The following is a 22,247-nucleotide window of genomic DNA, read 5'->3' as shown; positions in this document are numbered from 1 at the left end:
GACGTTAGTCGTTTTTGGCGGTTGTATGCAACATATAGTTAACATCCACGCCCGGTGCGAGTTTGAATTTATCGGTCAATGGATTGAAATGCAGACCGGTGATGTGTTGCTCTTTAAGCCACGTCTGGTCAACCCAGCTCAGTAACTCAGCAGGCTTAATGAATTTCTTCACGTCGTGTGTCCCTTTCGGCACCATGCGAAGCACATACTCTGCGCCGACGACGGCCATCAGCCAGGCTTTACCATTACGGTTGATGGTCGAGAAGAAGACCTGGCCGCCCGGTTTCACCAGTTTTGCGCAGGCGTGCACCACGGACTGCGGATCGGGAACGTGCTCCAGCATCTCCATGCAGGTCACCACATCGTACTGATGCGCATGTTTGGCCGCGTGCTCTTCCACGGTTTCCTGCACGTATTCCACCTTTATGCCGGACTCCAGGGCATGGAGACGGGCAACCTGCAGCGGCTCAAAGCCCATGTCCAGACCAGTGACAGTAGCCCCTTCGCGCGCCATGCTCTCTGCCAGGATACCGCCACCGCAACCGACATCGAGCACTTTCTTACCGAACAGACCGCCGGAACGCTCCGCGATATAGCCCAGACGCAGCGGGTTAATACGGTGCAGAGGTTTGAACTCACCCTCGAGATCCCACCAGCGGGACGCCACCGCTTCAAATTTGGCAATCTCTTCATGGTCAACGTTGTGAGACACCGGGGATTTTTCGGCATTCATGGGCGCTTTTACTCCTTATTTAGCAAGACGAATGAGTATATCAGGCAATCCCTGTGAATAAAGCGTATAGGTTTACCTCAATCACCTCGGCTGTGTTATAATTTGCGACCTTTGAATCCGGGATACAGTAGAGGGATAGCGGTTAGATGAGCGACCTTGCGAGAGAAATTACACCGGTTAACATCGAGGAAGAGCTGAAGAGCTCCTATCTGGACTATGCGATGTCGGTCATTGTTGGCCGTGCGCTGCCGGACGTCCGCGATGGCCTGAAGCCGGTACACCGTCGCGTACTATACGCCATGAACGTATTGGGCAATGACTGGAATAAAGCCTACAAAAAATCTGCCCGTGTCGTTGGTGACGTAATCGGTAAATACCATCCTCATGGTGATTCCGCGGTGTACGACACTATCGTCCGTATGGCGCAGCCATTCTCGCTGCGTTACATGCTGGTAGATGGTCAGGGTAACTTTGGTTCTATCGACGGCGACTCCGCCGCGGCAATGCGTTATACGGAAATCCGTCTGGCGAAGATTGCCCATGAGCTGATGGCCGACCTGGAAAAAGAGACGGTTGATTTCGTTGATAACTACGACGGCACGGAAAAAATTCCTGACGTTATGCCAACGAAAATTCCTAACCTGCTGGTGAACGGTTCGTCCGGTATCGCCGTCGGTATGGCAACCAACATTCCGCCACACAACATCACGGAAGTGATCAACGGTTGCCTGGCGTATATCGACGATGAAGACATCAGCATTGAAGGGCTGATGGAACACATCCCGGGCCCGGACTTCCCGACGGCGGCGATCATCAACGGTCGTCGTGGTATTGAAGAAGCGTACCGCACCGGTCGCGGCAAAATTTACATCCGTGCCCGTGCAGAAGTGGAAGCGGACGCCAAAACCGGCCGTGAAACGATCATTGTTCACGAGATCCCGTATCAGGTGAACAAAGCGCGTCTGATTGAAAAAATCGCCGAGCTGGTAAAAGAAAAACGTGTTGAAGGTATCAGCGCGCTGCGTGATGAGTCTGATAAAGACGGCATGCGCATCGTGATTGAAATCAAACGCGACGCGGTGGGTGAAGTTGTTCTGAACAACCTGTACTCCCAGACTCAGCTCCAGGTTTCCTTCGGTATCAACATGGTTGCACTGCACCATGGTCAGCCGAAGATCATGAACCTGAAAGAGATCCTGAGCGCGTTCGTGCGTCACCGCCGTGAAGTGGTGACTCGTCGTACCATCTTTGAACTGCGCAAAGCGCGCGACCGTGCGCACATCCTTGAGGCGCTGGCGGTTGCCCTGGCAAACATCGACCCGATCATCGAACTGATCCGTCGTGCGCCAACCCCGGCAGAAGCGAAAGCGGCACTGATTTCCCGTCCGTGGGATCTGGGTAACGTTGCAGCGATGCTGGAACGTGCGGGTGATGATGCTGCGCGTCCTGAGTGGCTGGAACCTGAGTTCGGCGTGCGTGACGGTCAATACTACCTGACTGAACAGCAGGCTCAGGCGATTCTGGATCTGCGTCTGCAGAAACTGACCGGCCTTGAGCATGAAAAACTGCTCGACGAATACAAAGAACTGCTGGAACAGATTGCTGAGCTGCTGCACATCCTGGGTAGCGCAGAACGTCTGATGGAAGTGATCCGTGAAGAGCTGGAGCTGGTCCGCGATCAGTTCGGCGATGAGCGTCGCACCGAAATCACCGCGAACACCGCGGACATCAACATCGAAGACCTGATCAACCAGGAAGACGTTGTTGTGACCCTGTCTCACCAGGGCTACGTGAAGTATCAGCCGTTAACCGACTACGAAGCACAACGTCGTGGCGGTAAAGGCAAGTCTGCGGCACGTATTAAAGAAGAAGACTTTATTGACCGCCTGCTGGTGGCGAACACCCATGACACGATCCTCTGCTTCTCAAGCCGTGGTCGTCTGTACTGGATGAAGGTCTACCAGTTGCCGGAAGCGAGCCGTGGCGCACGTGGTCGTCCAATCGTTAACCTGCTGCCGCTGGAAGCGAACGAACGTATTACCGCCATTCTGCCGGTACGCGAGTACGAAGAGGGTGTGAACGTCTTTATGGCGACCGCCAGCGGTACCGTGAAGAAAACCGCGCTCACCGAGTTCAGCCGTCCACGCTCTGCCGGTATCATCGCGGTGAACCTGAACGAAGGCGATGAGCTGATTGGCGTCGATCTGACCTCCGGTTCGGATGAAGTGATGCTGTTCTCTGCGGCCGGTAAAGTGGTGCGCTTTAAAGAGAACGCCGTCCGTGCAATGGGGCGTACCGCTACGGGCGTTCGTGGTATCAAGCTGGCTGGTGAAGACTCTGTGGTTTCCCTGATTATTCCGCGCGGTGAAGGGGCTATCCTGACCGTGACGCAGAATGGTTACGGTAAACGTACGGCGGAAGGGGAATACCCAACCAAGTCTCGCGGCACGCAGGGCGTTATCTCTATCAAAGTGACCGAGCGCAACGGTTCCGTTGTGGGCGCGGTTCAGGTAGATGATACCGACCAGATCATGATGATCACCGATGCCGGTACGCTGGTGCGTACGCGCGTTTCTGAGATCAGCGTGGTGGGTCGTAACACCCAGGGCGTGATCCTCATCCGTACTGCGGAAGATGAAAACGTTGTGGGTCTGCAGCGTGTTGCAGAGCCGGTGGACGACGAAGAGCTCGATTCCATCGACGGCAGCGTCGCTGAAGGTGATGATGATATCGCACCGGAAACCGACACCGACGACGATGCAGCGGATGACGCTGACGAGTAATATTGCATGATGCAAAAAAGGGCCGGATTCCGGCCCTTTTCTTTTGCAGAAGCAGATAACTCAACGTTGCGACAAGGCGCGTTTACCGCTACCTTAACCACATCTTTTGACCCCGACGGCGGAGCCTCGCCCCTTTGAAATACCTCGTCTCCTTTCGTACTACGCTGAAAGTTTCTCGCTATCTGTTTCGGGCGCTGGCGCTCTTGCTTTGGCTGCTGGTGGCATTGTTCTCGGTGTTTTACATCGTTAACGCGCTGCATCAGAAAGAAGCGGAGATCCGCCAGGAGTTTAATTTAAGCTCCGACCAGGCACAGCGCTACATTCAGCGAACGTCTGATGTAATGAAGGAGCTGAAGTACATTGCTGAAAATCGTCTGACGGCGGAAAATGGTATTCTTGCTCTTCGCGGTCGTAACGACAAAACCGAAGTCCCGGACTTCCAGCCGTTGTTCCCGGATTCCGATTGTTCCACCATGAGCAATACCTGGCGTGGGTCACTGGAATCTCTTGCCTGGTTTATGCGCTACTGGCGCGACAATTTTTCTGCTGCTTATGACCTCAATCGCGTGTTCCTGATTGGCAGTGAAAATCTCTGCGTGGCGGATTTTGGCCTGCGCGATCTTCCCGTCGAGCGTGATGATGCGTTGAAAAGCCTGCACGAACGCATCGTGAAATACCGCAATGCACCGCAGGATGAGCGCGGAAATAACATCTTCTGGATAAGCCAGGGCCCGCGCACGGGGGTGGGTTATTTCTACGCCCTGACGCCGGTGTATCTGGGCAATCGCCTGCAGGCGCTGCTGGGGATTGAACAGACCATTCGCATGGAAAACTTCTTCACCCCGGGCAGTCTGCCAATGGGGGTGACTATTCTTGATGAAAATGGACATCAGCTTATCTCCCTTGCCGGGCCGGACAACCGTTTAAACGTCGATCCGCACTGGATGCAGGAGCGATCGTGGTTTGGTTATACCTCGGGGTTCCGCGAACTGGTGCTGAAGAAGAGCCTGCCGCCTTCGTCGCTGAGTATCGTCTATTCGCTGCCGGTGGATATGGTGCTTGAGCGGATACGTATTCTTATCATGAATGCGATTCTGCTCAACCTGCTGGTGGGGGGCGCGCTGTTCACGCTGGCGCGCATGTATGAGCGGAAAATCTTTATTCCTGCCGAAAGCGACGCCCAGCGGCTGGAGGAACACGAGCAGTTTAACCGCAAGATTGTTGCCTCGGCGCCGGTGGGGATCTGTATTCTGCGTACCCAGGACGGGACCAATATCCTGAGTAATGAGCTGGCACATAATTACCTGAACATGCTGACGCATGAGGATCGGCAAAGGCTGACGCAAATTATCTGTGGTCAGCAGGTTAACTTTGTCGACGTGCTGACCAGCACGCACACTAACCTGCAAATCAGCTTTGTGCATTCCCGCTATCGCAATGAAAACGTGGCGATTTGCGTGCTGGTGGATGTTTCTGCACGCGTGAAGATGGAAGAGTCGTTGCAGGAGATGGCGCAGGCGGCAGAGCAGGCCAGCCAGTCGAAATCGATGTTCCTTGCGACCGTCAGCCACGAGTTGCGAACGCCGCTGTACGGGATTATCGGTAACCTCGACCTGTTGCAGACGAAGGAATTGCCGAAAGGGGTCGACAGGCTGGTGACGGCGATGAACAACTCCTCCAGCCTGCTGCTGAAAATCATCAGCGATATTCTCGACTTCTCCAAAATTGAGTCTGAGCAGCTGAAAATCGAACCGCGTGAGTTCTCTCCGCGTGAGGTGATGAACCACATCAGCGCCAACTATCTGCCGCTGGTGGTGCGTAAACAGCTGGGGCTTTACTGTTTTATCGAACCGGATGTGCCGCTGACATTGCACGGCGATCCCATGCGCCTGCAGCAGGTCATCTCTAACCTGCTCAGTAACGCCATTAAATTCACCGATATCGGCTGTATTGTTTTACACGTTTGCCGGGCCGGAGACTACCTGAGTATCCGCGTGAGGGACACGGGAGTGGGTATTCCAGCGAAAGAAGTGGTTCGTCTGTTCGACCCGTTCTTCCAGGTCGGTACCGGCGTGCAGCGTAACTTCCAGGGCACCGGGCTGGGGCTGGCGATCTGTGAAAAGCTCGTGAGCATGATGGACGGCGATATCTCTGTTGATACTGAGCCCGGCATGGGTAGTCAGTTCACTATCCGCATTCCGCTCTATTCGGCTCAGTATCCGGCAAAAACGACGGTTGACGGCCTGAGCAATAAGCGCTGCTGGCTGGCGGTGCATAATGCTTCACTGAATGACTATCTCACTGCGCTGCTCACTCACAGCGGCGTGAGGGTGTCCCGTTATGAAGGTCAAACACCGGATGTGGACGATGTGCTGATTACCGACGATATGCCGGAACAGCCGTGGCAGGGAAGAGGGACGGTACTCTTCTGCCGTCGTCACATCGGCATCCCGGTTGAGCGTGCGCCGGGAGAATGGGTACATAGCGTAGCAACGCCGCATGAGCTGATGAGCCTGCTGGCACGCATCTACAAAGTGCATCTGGAAGAGAGTGACGGCGCGGGTGGATTACCGTCACCGGAGTCTCTGGCGTCGGTGAATGACGATATGATGATTCTGGTGGTGGATGACCATCCGATTAACCGCCGCCTGCTGGCCGACCAGTTGGGTTCGCTTGGCTATCAGTGCAAAACGGCTAATGATGGCGTGGATGCGCTGAATGTACTGAGTAAAAATCATATTGATATCGTTCTCAGCGACGTAAATATGCCGAATATGGATGGCTATCGTCTGACGCAGCGCATCCGCCAGCTTGGCCTGACGTTACCGGTTGTGGGCGTGACGGCGAATGCGCTGGCGGAAGAGAAACAGCGCTGCCTGGAGTCAGGTATGGACAGCTGTTTATCAAAACCGGTGACGCTGGATGTGCTGAAGCAGACACTGTCTGTTTATGCGGATCGCGTGAGAAAAACGCGGATATAAAAAAAGGCCCGCAAGGGCCTTTTACGTTTTCACCCTTCCCTGTGGGAGAGGGGCACACGTAGGGAATCAATCCTTATCCGTTGCGCTCAGCGTGACGGAGGAGAGATAGTTCAGCAGGGCAATATCGTTGTCCACACCCAGCTTCATCATCGCTGATTTCTTCTGGCTGCTGATGGTTTTAATACTGCGGTTCAGCTTCTTGGCAATTTCGGTCACCAGGAAACCTTCGGCGAACAGGCGCAGTACTTCGCTCTCTTTCGGCGACAGGCGTTTGTCACCGTAGCCACCTGCGCTGATTTTTTCCAGCAGGCGAGAGACGCTCTCAGGCGTGAATTTCTTGCCTTTCTGCAGCGCAGCGAGCGCTTTTGGCAGATCGGTTGGTGCGCCTTGTTTCAGCACAATGCCTTCGATATCCAGATCCAACACCGCGCTCAGAATCGCCGGGTTGTTGTTCATGGTCAGAACGATAATCGAGATATCGGGGAAGTGACGTTTAATATATTTGATGAGCGTGATCCCATCACCGTACTTGTCCCCAGGCATGGAGAGATCGGTAATGAGCACGTGTGCATCAAGCTTTGGGAGGTTATTGATCAGTGCTGTAGAGTCTTCAAATTCACCGACTACATTCACCCACTCGATCTGTTCAAGTGATTTGCGAATACCGAACAGTACAATCGGATGGTCATCGGCAATAATTACGTTCATATTGTTCATGTATAAGGCTACCTTGCTACAGCAAGCTTTTGACGTAGGCGTCAATGTCGCTGATGTATTTTTCAATGCCAGAGGCATCTTTCTCACGAATTAGATGTTCCAGCGTTTCACATAACTGCTTGCCGGGAACCAGATTAAGCATGGCAAACACCCCTTTAAGCCGGTGTGCTGTCTGTGCCAGCGCTGCAAAATCATTCGCAGCGGACTCAGTATACAACCGCTTAACATCATCTGGTACTGTATCAACAAAGAGCGAATAATATCCGCTGGCGTGAAGCTCGGCATTTTCATTGCTGCCTTGCGGGGATTCCGCTATCTCTTCCTGCGCCAGCTGTTCTTCTATTAGTTGTAGTACAGCTTCCTGCATCGCATTGCTTATATTAAAGTTGACGCGCAGCTGGCCAGGGCCGATTTTCCGCACGCCTGACTCATCATCGCTTAAAAGCAAGCCGGAGGCAGTAAGATTAGACGGATTATCAGTTAAAAACAGATCAAATTCTTGACTTGCCAGCCTTTCATCCGGCGTGATGCAGGCCGCGCCCCAGTTTTCTAACTGACGAACCACAATATTGCGGATCTCATTTGAGGTCACATCGACCATCACCACAACATCATCCAGCAGACGTTCTTCATCTTCTTCTTGTGGATTGGCGGCCATTTTAACGTGCAGAGAGTACCGGGTGCCGAGGGATTCACGGGCCTTGATATTCAGGTGACCACCAAGCTTACGCGCCAGTTGATCGCATAACCAGAAGGTCAGCGCATTGGCTTTGCCGTAATGATCGCTCTGCGTGTCATTAAGGAACGGGAAGTGCAGATTATCAATTTCGCTCGTTGTGACGCCTTCCCCGGTGTCCAGGATGCGGAACGTCAGACGATCTTCAGCAGACTCGTCTGTGCTCACCTCCAGGGTGATCTTGCCAATCTGCGTTGTGGTCACCGCATACTGAATAAGCATCAGCAGAATGCGGCGCAGTGCTTCGCGATCGCCATGACGTTCATCATTCGCGGATAAATGGTTATTGATTAGCAGTTGCAGTCCTTTGCGCTTAATCACGGGCAGGACTTCCGGAACCACTTCATCGATCAGATTCTGAATGGAGAAGAGGGTAGGTGTTCCTTTCCAGAAATCATTCTCCAGCATATTCGCCAGTTGGATCTCATCAACCATACGAACCAGTGAGTCGGCCTGGCTGGCAAGCTGGTGGCTTTCTGACGTATTTAACGCTGCCGCCTGGGTTGCCAGCGTTTTTAATGGCTGTTTGAAGGCATCACCAATATTCTGCATGAATGCCGCGCGCCCCTGCTGGTTTTTCTCATACAGTCTTTGCGCCTGCTTCAGCTTTTTATTCACCAGCACTTCTCTATCCTGATCGCGGATAATGAAAATTTGCGTGCGTGGGGCGATTTGACTGCGGAACTGACGGATCTCGTACAGTTCATTGTTGATGGTGGCCTGAATCACCCCCTGGTGCTGATCCGCCATGGTGGTGATGTTTTGCAGGTTAAGATGCGGCAGCAGATGGTCGGCAATTTTGTTGCTCATCACCGTACGATTCGCTTCCTGGTCGTGAACTAAGACCCCAAGCGGCAGCACGGAAACAATCTCTTCATTCAATGCACGTAACACGCGCAACTCATTAGTGGTGCCCGCCGGAACCGCAGAGGCGTCGCTTTGACGACCCGGCTGGAAACGAAACGTACTGTAGCCAAACAGAGCCAGCGCCAGCAGACCGATATTCAGCAGCAGAGGCAGCAGGATATTTTGCAGGGTGTCGAGCAACAGCGTGCCAAACGGCACCTGCCACACCAGACGCATACCGGTTGAGTTCAGCGAAGAGGCAATTTCAATTTTCGAGCCATTAAAAGAGATCGATACGCTCTCTGCGGCCTCTTTGTCAGACGCCGCACGCATATTCTGTGTGCTGCTGTCTGGCTCAAGGCGGAAGCTGTCGAGCGGCATATCCGGCGGGATTAAATCATTAATTGGCAAATCGAAGGCCACCACCGTCGCCAGATGCCCTGGCTGGTTGAACGTGGTGCGCAGGGTAAAATAGTGACCATTTTGCCAGGCCAGGCGACGCAGGGAAGAGAAGCTCTCACGTTCATCGAGAGCATTTGCCTGCTGCAACATCTCTGCCCGACGGGAATCGACGATGCTGCCCACGGTTGTCTCTTTAAACCCGGAAGAGAGATCTTTCAACGGCAGCGTCGAGATCAGGATCATGCTGTTGTCCTGACCATTCAGATAGTACATCGACCACGGCACGGTTTCGGCTCCCCAAAGGGTATCCAGATAGGTCGAAATGCGCTGCGTCATCTCCAGCGTCGCACTGTCGTGAGAGCCAAAGATAAGTGCCTCCGTTTTGCGCTGCGGTTTTTCGAGATAATAGACGTCCTGCTTAAGACGTGTCTCCTGCAGCCCATCCCCGGATGAGGTTGCGGGCGCAGCCGCAATATTGTCGTAAATCTGCCAGGTGGCGTAGCGCCAGGTATCAATGCGTTTGTGTACGGCATGGGTGATATCAACAACCTGATAGCTTTTGTCCTTTAGCCAGGCGTTCACCGCGCTCTGCACCATAACCCCCATGGTGACTAACAGCACAACGATCAAAAGAAGAAAGAAACGGGTGATGCTCCCGGGGAGGAGGGAGAATTTGCTCGGGGCGGTAGTTTCAGTCTGACTCATTGATATCTCTAACCTGTGATGGTCGTGCTCTGTCGCGATAGGGCAGTATAAAGGGTAATAACTGAATTTCCAGCGCCACTGGTCTGGAAGCGACGACTTTTTCCACAGGTAATATCAGAGATGGAAAGTGTCCTAAACATGTACACACTCACCGGGAATGTACAAATATAAAACAGTGCTATATGGCAAAAAGCACGAATTAACAAGAAATTGAGTTTTTCATCATTTTTTCCACGTCGGGGGATACGCGGCGAGAATTTAGTTAATAGTCGTTACAATTTCAGGGTGGTAGCACAGGAAAAGAAAATTTACGTAAAGAAAGGTAAAAAAAAACCGAATGCGAAGCATCCGGTTGAATTAGGGATAAACAGACATTCAAAACTGAATGACGGTAATAAATAAAGTTAATGATGATAGCAGGGGTTATTTTAGAGATTAGGCGCGATCTTGTTTTGTCATTCAGTGCTGTAACGAATTTTATTGTAAATCGTTGATATTTATGTGGTGATTTTTCTGTTTGATTATGCGTGCTAAATTTCTAAGCTATTTGTGCTTTGTAAAAGTTCCTTGATATTTACAAATTGAAACATGTTGATGCATAAATGAAACATCTTCAAAGTTTTAGTATCATATTCGCATTGGATTATTCTGTAATTTTGCGGAGAATGAAATTGCCGACTGGTTAATGAGGGTTAACCAGTAAGCAGTGGTAATTATAAGGCATATAACAGAGGGTTAATAAAATGAAAGTTAAAGTACTGTCCCTCCTGGTACCAGCACTGCTGGTAGCAGGCGCAGCAAATGCGGCCGAAATTTATAACAAAGATGGCAACAAATTAGATCTGTACGGTAAAGTCGATGGTCTGCACTATTTCTCTGACGACAAGGGTAACGACGGCGACAAGACCTATATGCGTCTTGGCTTCAAAGGCGAAACTCAGGTTAACGATCAGCTGACCGGTTACGGCCAGTGGGAATACCAGATCCAGGGCAACACCACTGAAGGTGACAACCAGTCCTGGACGCGTGTGGCGTTCGCGGGTCTGAAATTCGCTGAGGCGGGTTCTTTCGATTACGGTCGTAACTACGGCGTAATCTACGACGTAACCTCCTGGACCGACGTTCTGCCAGAATTTGGCGGCGATACCTACGGCGCAGACAACTTCCTGCAATCCCGTGCTAACGGCGTTGCAACCTACCGTAACCAGGACTTCTTTGGTCTGGTTGACGGCCTGAACTTTGCTCTGCAATATCAGGGCAAAAACGGCAGCGTAAGCGGTGAAAACACTAACGGTCGCAGCCTGCTGAACCAGAACGGCGACGGCTACGGTGCATCCGTGACCTATAACCTGGGCGAAGGCTTCAGCGTGGGCGGCGCAATGTCCTCCTCCAAACGTACCGCCGACCAGAATGCAGCTGGCGTATACGGTAAGGGCGATCACGCAGAAGTCTATTCTGGTGGCCTGAAATACGATGCCAACAACATCTATCTGGCAGCGCAGTACTCTCAGACCTACAACGCAACCCGTTTCGGTACCTCTAACGGCAGCAACCCAACTACCGCTTACGGCTTTGCCAACAAAGCGCAGAACTTTGAAGTGGTTGCTCAGTACCAGTTCGACTTCGGCCTGCGTCCTTCCGTGGCTTACCTCCAGTCTAAAGGTAAGGACATTGAAGTTTACGGCGATCAGGATCTGCTGAAATATGTTGATGTGGGTGCGACTTACTACTTCAACAAAAACATGTCTACCTATGTGGACTACAAAATCAACCTGCTGGATGACAACAACTTCACCAAACAGGCTGGTATCGGTACTGATGATATCGTAGCGCTGGGTCTGGTTTACCAGTTCTAATCGCTTCGCAATTTGACAAAGGGGCCTGATGGCCCCTTTTTAGTCTGTTTTTTTAGGATCTCACAACTTACCCGTTTTGGTGTACTCTTGCCGCCCTGGCATGAGGATAATAATGAATGGACATGACTTTTTTACGCGCCAGCTTTCTGGCTACTTTTTTTTTCCTGACCGCTTGTGACTCTTCCACGCCGCCGGTGGCGAAAGCCGATGCACCTGCGGCGACGGTGCTTGAAGGTAAAACGATGGGCACCTTCTGGCGCGTCAGCGTTATGAACCTTGATAAAACGCGCGCAGACGAACTCCGTGGCAAAATACAGTCTCAACTGGATGCCGACGATCAGCTACTTTCAACGTATAAAAATGACTCGGCGCTGATGCGCTTTAATCTCTCAAGCAGTACTTCCCTGTGGCCGGTTAGTGAAGCGATGGCCGATATCGTGACGGAGTCACTCCGCGTGGGCTACAAAACCGGCGGAGCGATGGACGTCACCGTTGGACCGCTGGTAAATCTCTGGGGGTTTGGCCCCAACAAGCAGCCGGTCACCACACCCGATCAGGCAGCCATTGATGATGCCCGTGCCAGAACCGGTCTACAGCATCTGACGGTGATCAATCAGTACGGTCAACAGTACCTGCAAAAAGATATCCCCGATCTGTTTGTCGACCTGTCAACGGTTGGGGAAGGCTATGCGGCAGATCACCTGGCAGCGCTGATGGCCCAGGAAGGGATTTCGCGTTATCTGGTGTCTGTGGGGGGCGCCTTAGTGAGCCGCGGCATGAACGCCAGTGATAAGCCCTGGCGGGTGGCCATCCAAAAGCCGACCGATCGGCAAAACGCCGTGCAGGCGATGGTGGATATCAACGGGCATGGCATCAGCACATCCGGAAGCTACCGTAACTATTACGAACTTGACGGTAAACGCATTTCGCATGTCATTGACCCACAGACCGGGCGCCCAATCACCCATAATCTGGTTTCGGTGACGGTCATTGCACCCACTGCGCTGGAAGCCGATGCCTGGGATACCGGGTTAATGGTACTCGGACCGGAGAAAGCCAAAGAGGTGGTTCGCCAGGAAGGGCTGGCGGTTTATATGATCATCAAAGAGGCTGACGGATTTAAAACCTGGCATTCGCCGCAGTTCAACAGCTTCCTGGTGAGCGAAAAAAATTAAAAAGCAAGGTTGCGGGTTTTTTATCAGTGGCACTCAGGCACGCTGTATGTATGCTTGTAAGAGGAGTTGATGATGAAAAACCCGACCTTTATTACCGATGAAGAGCGCTGGCAGGCCGTGCTGGCCCGCGATCCACGCGCTGACGAACAGTTTGTCTTTGCCGTGCAGACCACGGGGATCGTGTGTCGTCCGTCCTGTCGTGCCCGCCACGCGCTGCGTAAAAATGTCTGCTTTTATGCTGATGTCCACCATGCCATTCAGGTAGGGTTTCGCCCGTGCAAGCGCTGCATGCCGGACAAAGGTAATCCTCAGGAACAGAAACTGGCAAAAATAGAGCACGCCTGTCGCCTTCTGGAGCAGGATCCCACCCTGACACTGGAAAAGCTGGCTAACCAGGTTGCCATGAGTCCTTTCCATTTCCATCGTCTGTTTAAATCCGTGACGGGTATGACGCCAAAAGCCTGGCAGCAGGCGGCGCGGGGACAGCGACTGCGCACGGCGCTTGCGCAGGGAGACAACATTACCGACGCCGTGCTGGCGGCAGGATTTCCTGATAGCAGCAGTTATTATCGTAAAGCCAGCGATACGCTGGGTATGACGGCGAAACAGTATCGTAAAGGAGATGTGGCCGTGCGTTACGCCATTGACGACTGTTCGTTAGGACGCTGTCTGGTTGCTGAAAGCGAGCGGGGGATCTGCGCGATACTGCTGGGTGACAGCGATACAGAATTAACCGAAGAGCTTGCTACGCTGTTTCCAAAAGCAGAGCGCGTACCGTTGGAAGACGCTTTTGCGCTGCGGACCCACCAGGTGATCGCCAGTATTGATAACCGTGCAGTGCCGCTGTCACTGCCGCTGGATATACGTGGAACTGCTTTCCAGCAGCGCGTCTGGCAGGCACTTCGCGACATTCCCTGCGGCGAAACGGCAAGTTATCAGCAGGTGGCAAAAGCAATTGGTAAACCCAATGCCGTACGTGCCGTTGCCGGAGCCTGTGCTGCAAACAAACTGGCAATTGTGATCCCCTGCCATCGCGTTGTTCGCAATGACGGTGCGCTATCGGGTTACCGATGGGGAACGGAACGAAAAGCGTTATTACTGAAACGTGAGGCGGAACACCAGGAGGGATGATGCTCGATCTTTTTGCGGATGCTGAACCCTGGCAGGAACCCCTTGCTCCGGGCGCGGTGATCCTCCGCCGCTTTGCACTTTCACGTGCGGCGGCGCTGCTTGCCGGTATTGAAGAGGTAACGGCCGTTTCACCGTTTCGCCATATGGTGACGCCGGGAGGCTACACCATGTCGGTGGCAATGGCCAACTGCGGAGAACTCGGTTGGGCGACGAACGAACGGGGCTATTTGTATGCCCCTGTCGATCCCTTAACCGGTCAGCCGTGGCCTCCCATACCTGCTGTTTTTCAGTCTCTCTGCCACGAGGCCGCAGTGGCTGCGGATTATCCAGACTTCCGCCCGGATGCCTGTCTGATCAACCGCTACGCCGTGGGCGCGAAGCTCTCGTTGCATCAGGACAAAGATGAGCCTGACCTGCGCGCGCCTATCGTATCCGTCTCCCTGGGTCTGCCTGCCGTCTTCCAGTTCGGCGGGTTACGCCGCAACGACCCGCTCAAGCGCCTGATGCTGGAGCATGGCGATGTGGTGGTGTGGGGCAGGGAAGCGCGGCTGTTTTACCACGGCATTCAGCCTCTGAAACCCGGGGTTCACCCATTAACTGGCGAGTACCGATTTAACCTGACCTTTCGCCAGGCAGGAGAGAGTAAATAAAAATAAGAATTATTCTTGATGTAACCGCAGGGCAGTTTACACTGCTGGCTGATTTTTATTGTCCGGATTGCCTGCATGCAACTAATTCTTCTTGTCTGGCGTCAGTATCGCTGGCCCTTCATTGCAGTAATGGCGTTAAGCCTTGCCAGTGCCGCATTAGGTATTGGCCTGATCGCATTTATTAACGTACGTTTGATTGAAATGGTCGACACGTCACTCTCCGTTTTACCGGAGTTTCTTGGCCTGTTGCTGTTGTTGATGGCGGTCACGCTCGGCTCTCAGCTGGCGCTGACTGCGCTTGGGCACCATTTCGTTTTTCGTTTACGCAGTGAATTTATCAAGCGGATTCTGGACACCCAGGTCGAGCGTGTTGAACAACTCGGAAGTGCTTCTCTGCTGGCGGGACTGACCAGCGATGTGCGCGCCATCACTATTGCATTCGTCCGTTTACCGGAACTGGTCCAGGGGATCATTCTGACCTTTGGCTCTGCGGCCTATCTCGCCTGGCTCTCCAGCAAAATGCTGGCAGTGACTGCTCTATGGATAGTCATTACCATCTTGGGCGGTTTTGTGCTGGTGTCACGCGTCTATAAACACATGGCGGTGCTGCGCGAAACCGAAGATAAGCTCTATAACGATTACCAGACGGTGCTGGAAGGGCGTAAAGAGCTGACGCTGAACCGCGAACGTGCCGAGCATATCTTTAACCATCTCTACCTACCGGATGCGCGCGAATACCGACACCATATCATTCGCGCCGATACCTTCCACCTGAGCGCGGTGAACTGGTCAAACATTATGATGCTGGGCGCCATTGGCCTGGTATTCTGGATGGCGAACAGCCTGGGCTGGGCGGACACCAACGTGGCGGCAACCTACTCATTAACGTTACTGTTTTTACGCACACCGCTGCTCTCCGCTGTCGGCGCACTGCCTACCTTGCTGAGTGCGCAAGTTACGTTTAATAAACTCAAAAAATTCGACCTTGCGCCGTTCAAAGCCGAATTTCCGCGCCCGCAGGCCTTCCCCAACTGGCAAACGCTGGAGCTTCGTAACGTTACGTTCCGCTATCGGGACAACGCCTTCTCCATAGGACCGGTCAACCTGACGATACATCGCGGTGAGCTGTTGTTCCTGATTGGGGGCAACGGTAGTGGTAAATCGACGCTGGCAATGTTGCTGACCGGGCTCTATCAGCCGCAATTGGGCGAGATTTTGTTGGACGGTAGGGCGTTGAACGCGGAGAAACCTGAGGATTACCGCCAGCTTTTCTCGGCGGTGTTCACCGATGTCTGGTTGTTTGAACAACTGCTTGGGCCTAAAGGGCAACAGGCCAATCCTGCGCTGGTGGAGAAATGGCTGGCACAATTGCAGATGTCGCACAAGCTGGAGCTACAGGACGGAAAGATCCTCAACCTGAAACTCTCTAAAGGGCAGAAAAAACGCGTGGCGCTGCTGCTGGCGCTGGCGGAAGAGCGCGACATTATTCTGCTGGATGAGTGGGCAGCGGATCAGGATCCGCATTTCCGCCGCGAGTTTTATCAGGTTCTGCTGCCGCTGATGCAGGAGATGGGCAAAACCATTTTCGCCATCAGCCACGACGATCATTACTTCATTCATGCTGACCGTCTGCTGGAGATGCGCGACGGTAAACTGAGCGAGTTGACCGGTGAAGAGCGAGATGCGGCGTCTCGTGACGCGGTGGCGCGTACGGCATGATGCCGTTACCCTCTCCCCCACAGGGAGAGGGGATAAAACGTGGCCGTAATGCCGCTTTTTTCTCCATCCCGCCCTGTTGTTTATTCTTATTTACATATCCCCGCGCTATGCTTAATACCATCTTATTTCATGGATTTATGATTGATGTCGGTATTAACGAAAAACAGCGCCAGACAGCGTGACCAGGAACGCGCGCGACTGATCTGGCTTCTCACGACCGATAAAGCGGTCACTTCTGCGTTATTGGGCAAACTGACCCTGGCTGAGCAATATGATGTCGGCACCTTAGCCGACGATATTGCTGAGGTAGGTGCGCTGGTTGCCCACTTACCCCCGCCTGACCTGGCCGATACCCTTGAGGCGCTCCCTTCGGAGGAGCGCCATGCGTTGTGGCGTCTGGTGCAGGATCACGAGCGTGGCCAGGTGCTGCTTGAAGCCTCGGAAAACGTCTGGGATGACCTTATCGACGAGATGAGCGACCGGGATATTCTTGATGCGCTGAAAACGCTGGATATCGACGAACAGATTTACCTTGTTCAACATCTGCCGCGTAATCTGACCGGCCGCCTGCTGGCCTCTTTGCCAGCCGAAGAGCGGGCACGTGTGCGTCAGGTGATGCACTACGAGAAACACAGCGTTGGCGCGATCATGGAGTTTGGCGTTATCACGGTACGCCCGGACGTTACGCTTGGTACCGTCCAGCGCTACCTGCGCCGCCTCGGCAGTATGCCGGATAACACCGATAAACTGTTTGTGACCTCGCGGGATAAAACGTTGCTCGGTGAGCTGGAACTGAAAACGATCCTGCTCAATAGTACCCAACGGCGGGTGAGTGAGGTGATGGAGACCGAGCCGATGGTCTTCTCTCCGGAAGACGATGCTGAAAAAGCGGCGCGTACCTTCGAACGTGACGACCTTGTAAGTGCGGCGGTGGTCGATTCTGTCGGCAAGCTGATGGGACGCCTGACCATTGATGAGATCGTTGATGTGGTGTACGAAGAAACTGATAACGATTTACGTGCTCTCGGTGGGATCAGCGCGGAGGACGACGTCCATGCATCCGTTGGCAAGGCCGTCAAAACCCGCTGGGCGTGGCTTGCCATTAACCTGTGTACTGCGTTTATCGCTTCCCGCGTGATTGATGGTTTTGAACACACTATTTCTCAGTTAGTCGCGCTGGCATCGCTGATGCCGATTGTGGCCGGGATTGGCGGCAACACCGGAAACCAGACTATTACTATGATCGTCCGCGCGCTGGCGCTGGAGAACATTCAGCCTGGCAACTTTACCTTCCTGATCTTAAGAGAAATGGGCGTTGCGCTGATTAACGGCCTGGTATGGGGCGGCATTATGGGCGGTATTACCTGGTGGCTGTACGACGATATGGCGCTAGGAGGCGTGATGATGCTGGCGATGGTACTGAACCTGCTGGTGGCATCAATGATGGGCGTGATTATCCCTCTGACGATGACCAAACTGGGGCGCGACCCCGCAGTGGGGTCGAGCGTGATGATCACTGCCATCACCGATACCGGTGGCTTCTTTATTTTTCTTGGACTGGCAACGATTTTTCTTCTTTAATCAGATGCTTAATACGGGCGGGAAGCAGTACCATGATGATGATCCCGCCCAGTACACCCAATCCTTTCACTGCGTTTGCAAATTAATCGGTACCAGCAGCCAGCGTAATTCTCCACAAACAATCCATCATTAAATTTCACAATTACAATAATTTCGTAACCTTTAAACAATATTTAAAAGTTGTTACCGTGCCCCCGCAGCTTTTTTCACCTGCAATTTCCACGCATCAAGCACTTTTACACTAAGGCATAAATTATGAAAAAAATGACTGCCATGCTCTTTTCTCTGGCCGTGGGGCTTAACACCGTCTCGATGGCGGCGAAAGCTGACGCACCAAAAGAGCAGGAAACGGACGTCCTTTTAATTGGTGGCGGTATCATGAGCGCCACGCTGGGAACCTATCTGCAGGAACTGCAGCCAGACTGGTCAATGACCATGGTCGAACGCCTCGATGGCGTGGCGCAGGAGAGCTCGAACGGCTGGAATAACGCCGGTACGGGACATTCGGCACTCATGGAACTGAACTATACGCCGCAGAAAAAGGACGGTTCCATTAGTATCGAGAAGGCGGTAGAGATCAACGAAGCATTCCAGATTTCACGCCAGTTCTGGTCTCACCAGGTCAACAGCGGTGTGATGCATGACCCGCACTCCTTCATTAACACCGTGCCGCATATGAGCTTTGTGTGGGGCGAGCAGAACGTCAACTTCCTGCGCGCGCGTTACGCGGCTCTGCAGCAGAGCACGCTGTTCCGCGGTATGAAATACTCTGAAGACCACGCTCAGATCAAAGAGTGGGCCCCGCTGGTTATGGAAGGTCGTGACCCGAACCAGAAAGTGGCGGCAACCCGTACTGAGATTGGTACTGACGTTAACTACGGTGAAATAACCCGTCAGCTGGTGACGTCTCTGAAGAAAAAAGAGAACTTCAATCTGCAGCTCAGCACCGAAGTGCGTGGCTTTAAGCGCAACGCGGACAACAGCTGGAGCGTGACCGTTGCTGACCTGAAAAACAACGAAGCCGAGCACGTCATCAAGGCGAAGTTTGTCTTTATTGGAGCAGGTGGCGCGGCGCTGAAACTGCTGCAGGAATCCGGTATTCCGGAAGCTGACGATTATGCCGGTTTCCCGGTCGGCGGCCAGTTCCTGGTGTCCGAAAACCCGGAAGTGGTGAATCGCCATCTGGCTAAAGTGTACGGTCAGGCTTCTGTTGGTGCGCCGCCAATGTCTGTGCCGCACATCGACACCCGTATGCTTGACGGCAAACGCGTGGTGCTGTTTGGGCCGTTCGCGACCTTCTCAACTAAGTTCCTGAAAAACGGCTCTCTGTGGGATCTGCTCAGTGCAACCACCACCTCTAACGTTAAGCCAATGATGGATGTGGGACTGGATAACTTCGACCTGGTGAAATACCTGATTAGCCAGGTGATGCTCTCTGACGACGATCGTTTCGAAGCGCTGAAAGAGTACTACCCGGAGGCGAAGAAAGAAGACTGGCGTCTGTGGCAGGCGGGTCAGCGTGTGCAGATCATCAAGCGCGACCCGAAAGAGGGGGGTGTGCTGCGCCTGGGTACCGAAGTGGTGAGCGATAAGGATGGCACAATTGCTGCGCTGTTGGGGGCGTCACCTGGTGCATCTACTGCTGCGCCAATCATGCTGCACCTGATGGAAAAAGTGTTTAAAGATAAAGTCTCCAGTCCTGAATGGCAGGCTAAGCTGAAAACTATTATTCCATCCTACGGTACAAAGCTGAACGGTAACGTGGAAGCAACGGAGCAGGAGCTGGAATACACCAGCCGTGTTCTGCAACTGCAATACGTTAAGCCGCAGGCTGCTGATACAGCGCCCAAAGCAGAGCTTAAACCTCAGTCGGAAAACAAACCGGTTGCGGATATCGCGCTGTAAATAAAAAAGCCGGGTATTGATTACCCGGCTTTTTTTCAACGTACTACCGCTTGTCCGATATTCTCATCAGCCTTCCAGACGCGATACTTCACTTCCACGTTTTCCGGCGTGTAGACCACGATCGGCAGCTTGCTGTTGTAGCGCAGCAGACTGTTGTCACCCAGATACGCCGTCACAAATTTCTTCTCTTTCTTGCCATCCGGGCAGGCCATCATGGTAGAGACCGGAGAGGTGACTTTATCGAAGACGTAATAGTCATAACCCCAGCCTTCCAGGGTTTTACTTTCCAGTTGACCGCCCAGACGGTGCTGGTTGCAATCCACTTCCAGCGTTTTGCCAATTAACAGCTCCACTTTGAAATTTGCTTCATCCTGCTGAGCCGGTAACTGAATCACCTGACGCTTCATCCCTTTGTCCGCTTTCGGATATGGGGCAACGTTTTCCAGCGGCTGCTCTTTTGGGGTTTCGCTGGCAAAAGCGCTGGTGCTGACGCACGCGGCGGCGATCAGAGCGATGGCAAATTTAGGTGCGTTTTTCATTGTCATTCCTTTATGTCAAAACGATCCTGAACAGATTAGCATAGCGCTCATGAATGATTGGTTTGATTTACTTACATTTTCAATATTCTTAGTGTTATAAACTTAATTTTGGTATTTTTAATGGTTGTTTGTACTGGTATGGAGTCTGGCGATAGTTCGTGTTATTTTAAACACCTTATAATGTTATTCATCTGTAAAGGGAAGTGAGATGGTTCGTGCAAAACTTAAAACACCTGAAGGCCGTAAGTTCCTCCTGGCGCTACTGGTTGTGTTTATGATTGCTGCCGCGTGCGTTGGGCGGGCAACCATTGTTGGCGTTATCGAACAGTACAACATCCCCCTCTCAGCCTGGACGACCAGCATGTATGTCCTGCAATCAGCAATGATCTTTGTCTACAGCCTGGTGTTCACCGTACTGCTGGCTATCCCGCTGGGTATTTTCTTCCTGGGTGGACGCGAAAAGCACTAAGCCTTCATGAGCCAGCCTGCGGGTTGGCTTTTTTATAGCCCCATTATTCCTCCTCAGGTTTTTTAATCCGCCATATCCTATTCTGTAAACATTCAGGCAACTGTTTTTAAAGCAGGAGTCGCGCATGCTTTCCAGGTTTCCAGTACTCAGCCAGATCCCAAAAGGCGTCTGGGTTGTGGGGGGCGTCAGTATGCTGATGGACATCTCTTCAGAGAGTATTCACAGCCTGCTCCCTCTTTTTATGATGACCACGCTCGGGACCAGCGTGTTATTCATCGGTCTGATTGAAGGGCTGGCGGAGGCAACCGCTCTCTTTATTAAGGTCTTTTCGGGAGCGATAAGCGACTATCTTGGTCAGCGCAAAGGTCTGGCACTGTTGGGATATGGCCTGGGCGCGCTAAGCAAACCCCTTTTCGCTTTGGCCTCTTCCTCAGGTATGGTTTTAGGTGCACGTCTGATGGACCGAACGGGGAAGGGGATCCGGGGAGCACCACGAGACGCAATGGTTGCAGACGTTACACCGCCGGAAATGCGCGGTGCGGCATATGGCCTGCGTCAGTCGATGGATACCACTGGGGCCTTTCTCGGACCATTACTGGCGGTGAGTTTGATGTTGTTGCTGGATAATGATTTCCGTACCGTTTTCTGGATAGCGCTCATCCCCGGCCTGCTTTCAGTTGCACTGCTTTATTTTGGTCTGCAGGAACCGAAAACCCCTGTCGAGCACAAACGCACTAACCCCATCAAAAGAGCGAATCTGAAGCGTCTGGGGAAAGCGTGCTGGTGGGTGATTGGCCTTGGCGCGGTGTTTACTCTGGCCCGTTTCAGCGAGGCATTTCTTGTGCTTCGTGCGCAACAGTCGGGTGTTCCCCTGGCGTTTATTCCGCTGGTGATGGTGGTAATGAACGTTCTCTATTCACTCTCGGCCTATCCCTTTGGCAAGCTTTCTGATGGCATGAGCCACACTCGACTCCTGCAGTGGGGGTTAATGGTATTGATTGGCGCAGATGTCGTTCTGGCGCTGAGTAGCCACTGGATCGGTATTATTGTCGGTGTCGCACTGTGGGGCGTTCATATGGGAATGACTCAGGGGTTGCTGGCGGCCATGGTTGCTAAAACCGCTCCGGCCGATCTGCGAGGTACGGCTTTTGGTATTTTTAGCCTGGTCAGTGGCGTGGGATTGTTAATCGCCAGCGTGAGCGCCGGAGCGATCTGGGAAATGTTTGGCGCACAATACACCTTTTATGCCGGAGCGGTGATTTGTCTTGTTACGCTGGCGTATCTGCATAAAACACCGGGTGAGGCGCAATAAAAAAACC

15 protein-coding genes are annotated in these 22,247 nt (G+C 52.9%); 11 read left to right on the top strand and 4 right to left on the bottom strand.

The window, feature by feature from the left end; all coding sequences use genetic code 11:
* Positions 1-4: 4 nt before the first annotated feature.
* Positions 5-733 carry a bifunctional 2-polyprenyl-6-hydroxyphenol methylase/3-demethylubiquinol 3-O-methyltransferase UbiG gene (ubiG, locus tag ACLHV9_RS16285; protein WP_028016270.1) on the bottom strand — a complete coding sequence of 243 codons (729 nt, stop codon included), beginning with the start codon at positions 731-733 and terminating at the stop codon, positions 5-7.
* Positions 734-879: 146 nt separating this feature from the next.
* Here ubiG and gyrA point away from each other — a divergent pair, with 146 nt between their 5' ends.
* Both gyrA and rcsC read left to right on the top strand, forming a co-directional pair.
* Positions 880-3,516, top strand: coding sequence for a DNA topoisomerase (ATP-hydrolyzing) subunit A (gene gyrA, locus ACLHV9_RS16280; protein WP_028016271.1), 2,637 nt, complete (start codon positions 880-882; stop codon positions 3,514-3,516).
* 134 nt (positions 3,517-3,650) lie between these two features.
* On the top strand, positions 3,651-6,497 hold the full coding sequence (gene rcsC / locus ACLHV9_RS16275) for a two-component system sensor histidine kinase RcsC (protein ID WP_028016272.1): 2,847 nt from the start codon (positions 3,651-3,653) through the stop codon (positions 6,495-6,497).
* A gap of 66 nt (positions 6,498-6,563) precedes the next feature.
* On the opposite strand, the gene rcsB is transcribed toward rcsC, so the two are convergent.
* Together rcsB and rcsD are read right to left on the bottom strand one after the other, a co-directional pair.
* Positions 6,564-7,214, bottom strand: a complete 651-nt coding sequence (gene rcsB, locus ACLHV9_RS16270; RefSeq protein ID WP_003859405.1) for a response regulator transcription factor RcsB — start codon at positions 7,212-7,214, stop codon at positions 6,564-6,566.
* Positions 7,215-7,230: 16 nt separating this feature from the next.
* Positions 7,231-9,903: a phosphotransferase RcsD gene (gene rcsD, locus ACLHV9_RS16265; protein ID WP_028016273.1), complete on the bottom strand. Its 2,673-nt coding sequence runs from the start codon at positions 9,901-9,903 to the stop codon at positions 7,231-7,233.
* A 743-nt stretch (positions 9,904-10,646) separates the two neighbouring features.
* Here rcsD and ACLHV9_RS16260 point away from each other — a divergent pair.
* The 7 genes from ACLHV9_RS16260 (at position 10,647) to mqo (ending at position 19,920) form a co-directional block, all read left to right on the top strand.
* Positions 10,647-11,759 carry a porin OmpC gene (locus tag ACLHV9_RS16260; RefSeq protein ID WP_028016274.1) on the top strand — a complete coding sequence of 371 codons (1,113 nt, stop codon included), beginning with the start codon at positions 10,647-10,649 and terminating at the stop codon, positions 11,757-11,759.
* Positions 11,760-11,875: 116 nt separating this feature from the next.
* Positions 11,876-12,934 carry an FAD:protein FMN transferase ApbE gene (apbE, locus tag ACLHV9_RS16255; RefSeq protein ID WP_028016275.1) on the top strand — a complete coding sequence of 353 codons (1,059 nt, stop codon included), beginning with the start codon at positions 11,876-11,878 and terminating at the stop codon, positions 12,932-12,934.
* 72 nt (positions 12,935-13,006) lie between these two features.
* Positions 13,007-14,065 (top strand): bifunctional DNA-binding transcriptional regulator/O6-methylguanine-DNA methyltransferase Ada, encoded by a 1,059-nt coding sequence (gene ada, locus ACLHV9_RS16250; RefSeq protein WP_108090812.1) that lies wholly within the window; start codon positions 13,007-13,009, stop codon positions 14,063-14,065.
* Complete coding sequence (alkB, locus tag ACLHV9_RS16245; RefSeq protein ID WP_028016277.1) at positions 14,065-14,715, top strand: DNA oxidative demethylase AlkB; 651 nt, start codon at positions 14,065-14,067, stop codon at positions 14,713-14,715. The genes ada and alkB overlap by 1 nt, the downstream gene beginning before the upstream one ends.
* Positions 14,716-14,790: 75 nt before the next feature.
* Positions 14,791-16,434 (top strand): multidrug ABC transporter permease/ATP-binding protein, encoded by a 1,644-nt coding sequence (locus ACLHV9_RS16240; protein ID WP_407220832.1) that lies wholly within the window; start codon positions 14,791-14,793, stop codon positions 16,432-16,434.
* Positions 16,435-16,578: 144 nt separating this feature from the next.
* A complete protein-coding gene (gene mgtE, locus ACLHV9_RS16235; RefSeq protein ID WP_028021368.1) occupies positions 16,579-18,015 on the top strand; it encodes a magnesium transporter in 1,437 nt (478 codons plus the stop codon).
* Positions 18,016-18,270: 255 nt separating this feature from the next.
* Entirely contained in the window at positions 18,271-19,920 is a 1,650-nt protein-coding gene (gene mqo, locus ACLHV9_RS16230) for a malate dehydrogenase (quinone) (protein WP_028016280.1), read from the top strand.
* A gap of 35 nt (positions 19,921-19,955) precedes the next feature.
* Here the strand turns inward: mqo and eco are convergent, their stop codons facing one another.
* Complete coding sequence (gene eco / locus ACLHV9_RS16225; protein WP_028016281.1) at positions 19,956-20,459, bottom strand: serine protease inhibitor ecotin; 504 nt, start codon at positions 20,457-20,459, stop codon at positions 19,956-19,958.
* A 208-nt stretch (positions 20,460-20,667) separates the two neighbouring features.
* Between eco and ACLHV9_RS16220 the strand changes: the two genes are divergently transcribed.
* Complete coding sequence (locus ACLHV9_RS16220; protein WP_008500962.1) at positions 20,668-20,928, top strand: DUF2534 family protein; 261 nt, start codon at positions 20,668-20,670, stop codon at positions 20,926-20,928.
* A 124-nt stretch (positions 20,929-21,052) separates the two neighbouring features.
* Entirely contained in the window at positions 21,053-22,240 is a 1,188-nt protein-coding gene (locus ACLHV9_RS16215) for an MFS transporter (RefSeq protein ID WP_028016282.1), read from the top strand.
* Positions 22,241-22,247: the final 7 nt, after the last annotated feature.

It is taken from the genome of Enterobacter sp. CPE_E890 (assembly GCF_046521475.1).
Taxonomy (GTDB): domain Bacteria; phylum Pseudomonadota; class Gammaproteobacteria; order Enterobacterales; family Enterobacteriaceae; genus Enterobacter; species Enterobacter adelaidei.
The sequence above is the reverse complement of the archived record's forward strand: the minus strand, read 5'-3'. Positions and strand labels throughout refer to the sequence as shown.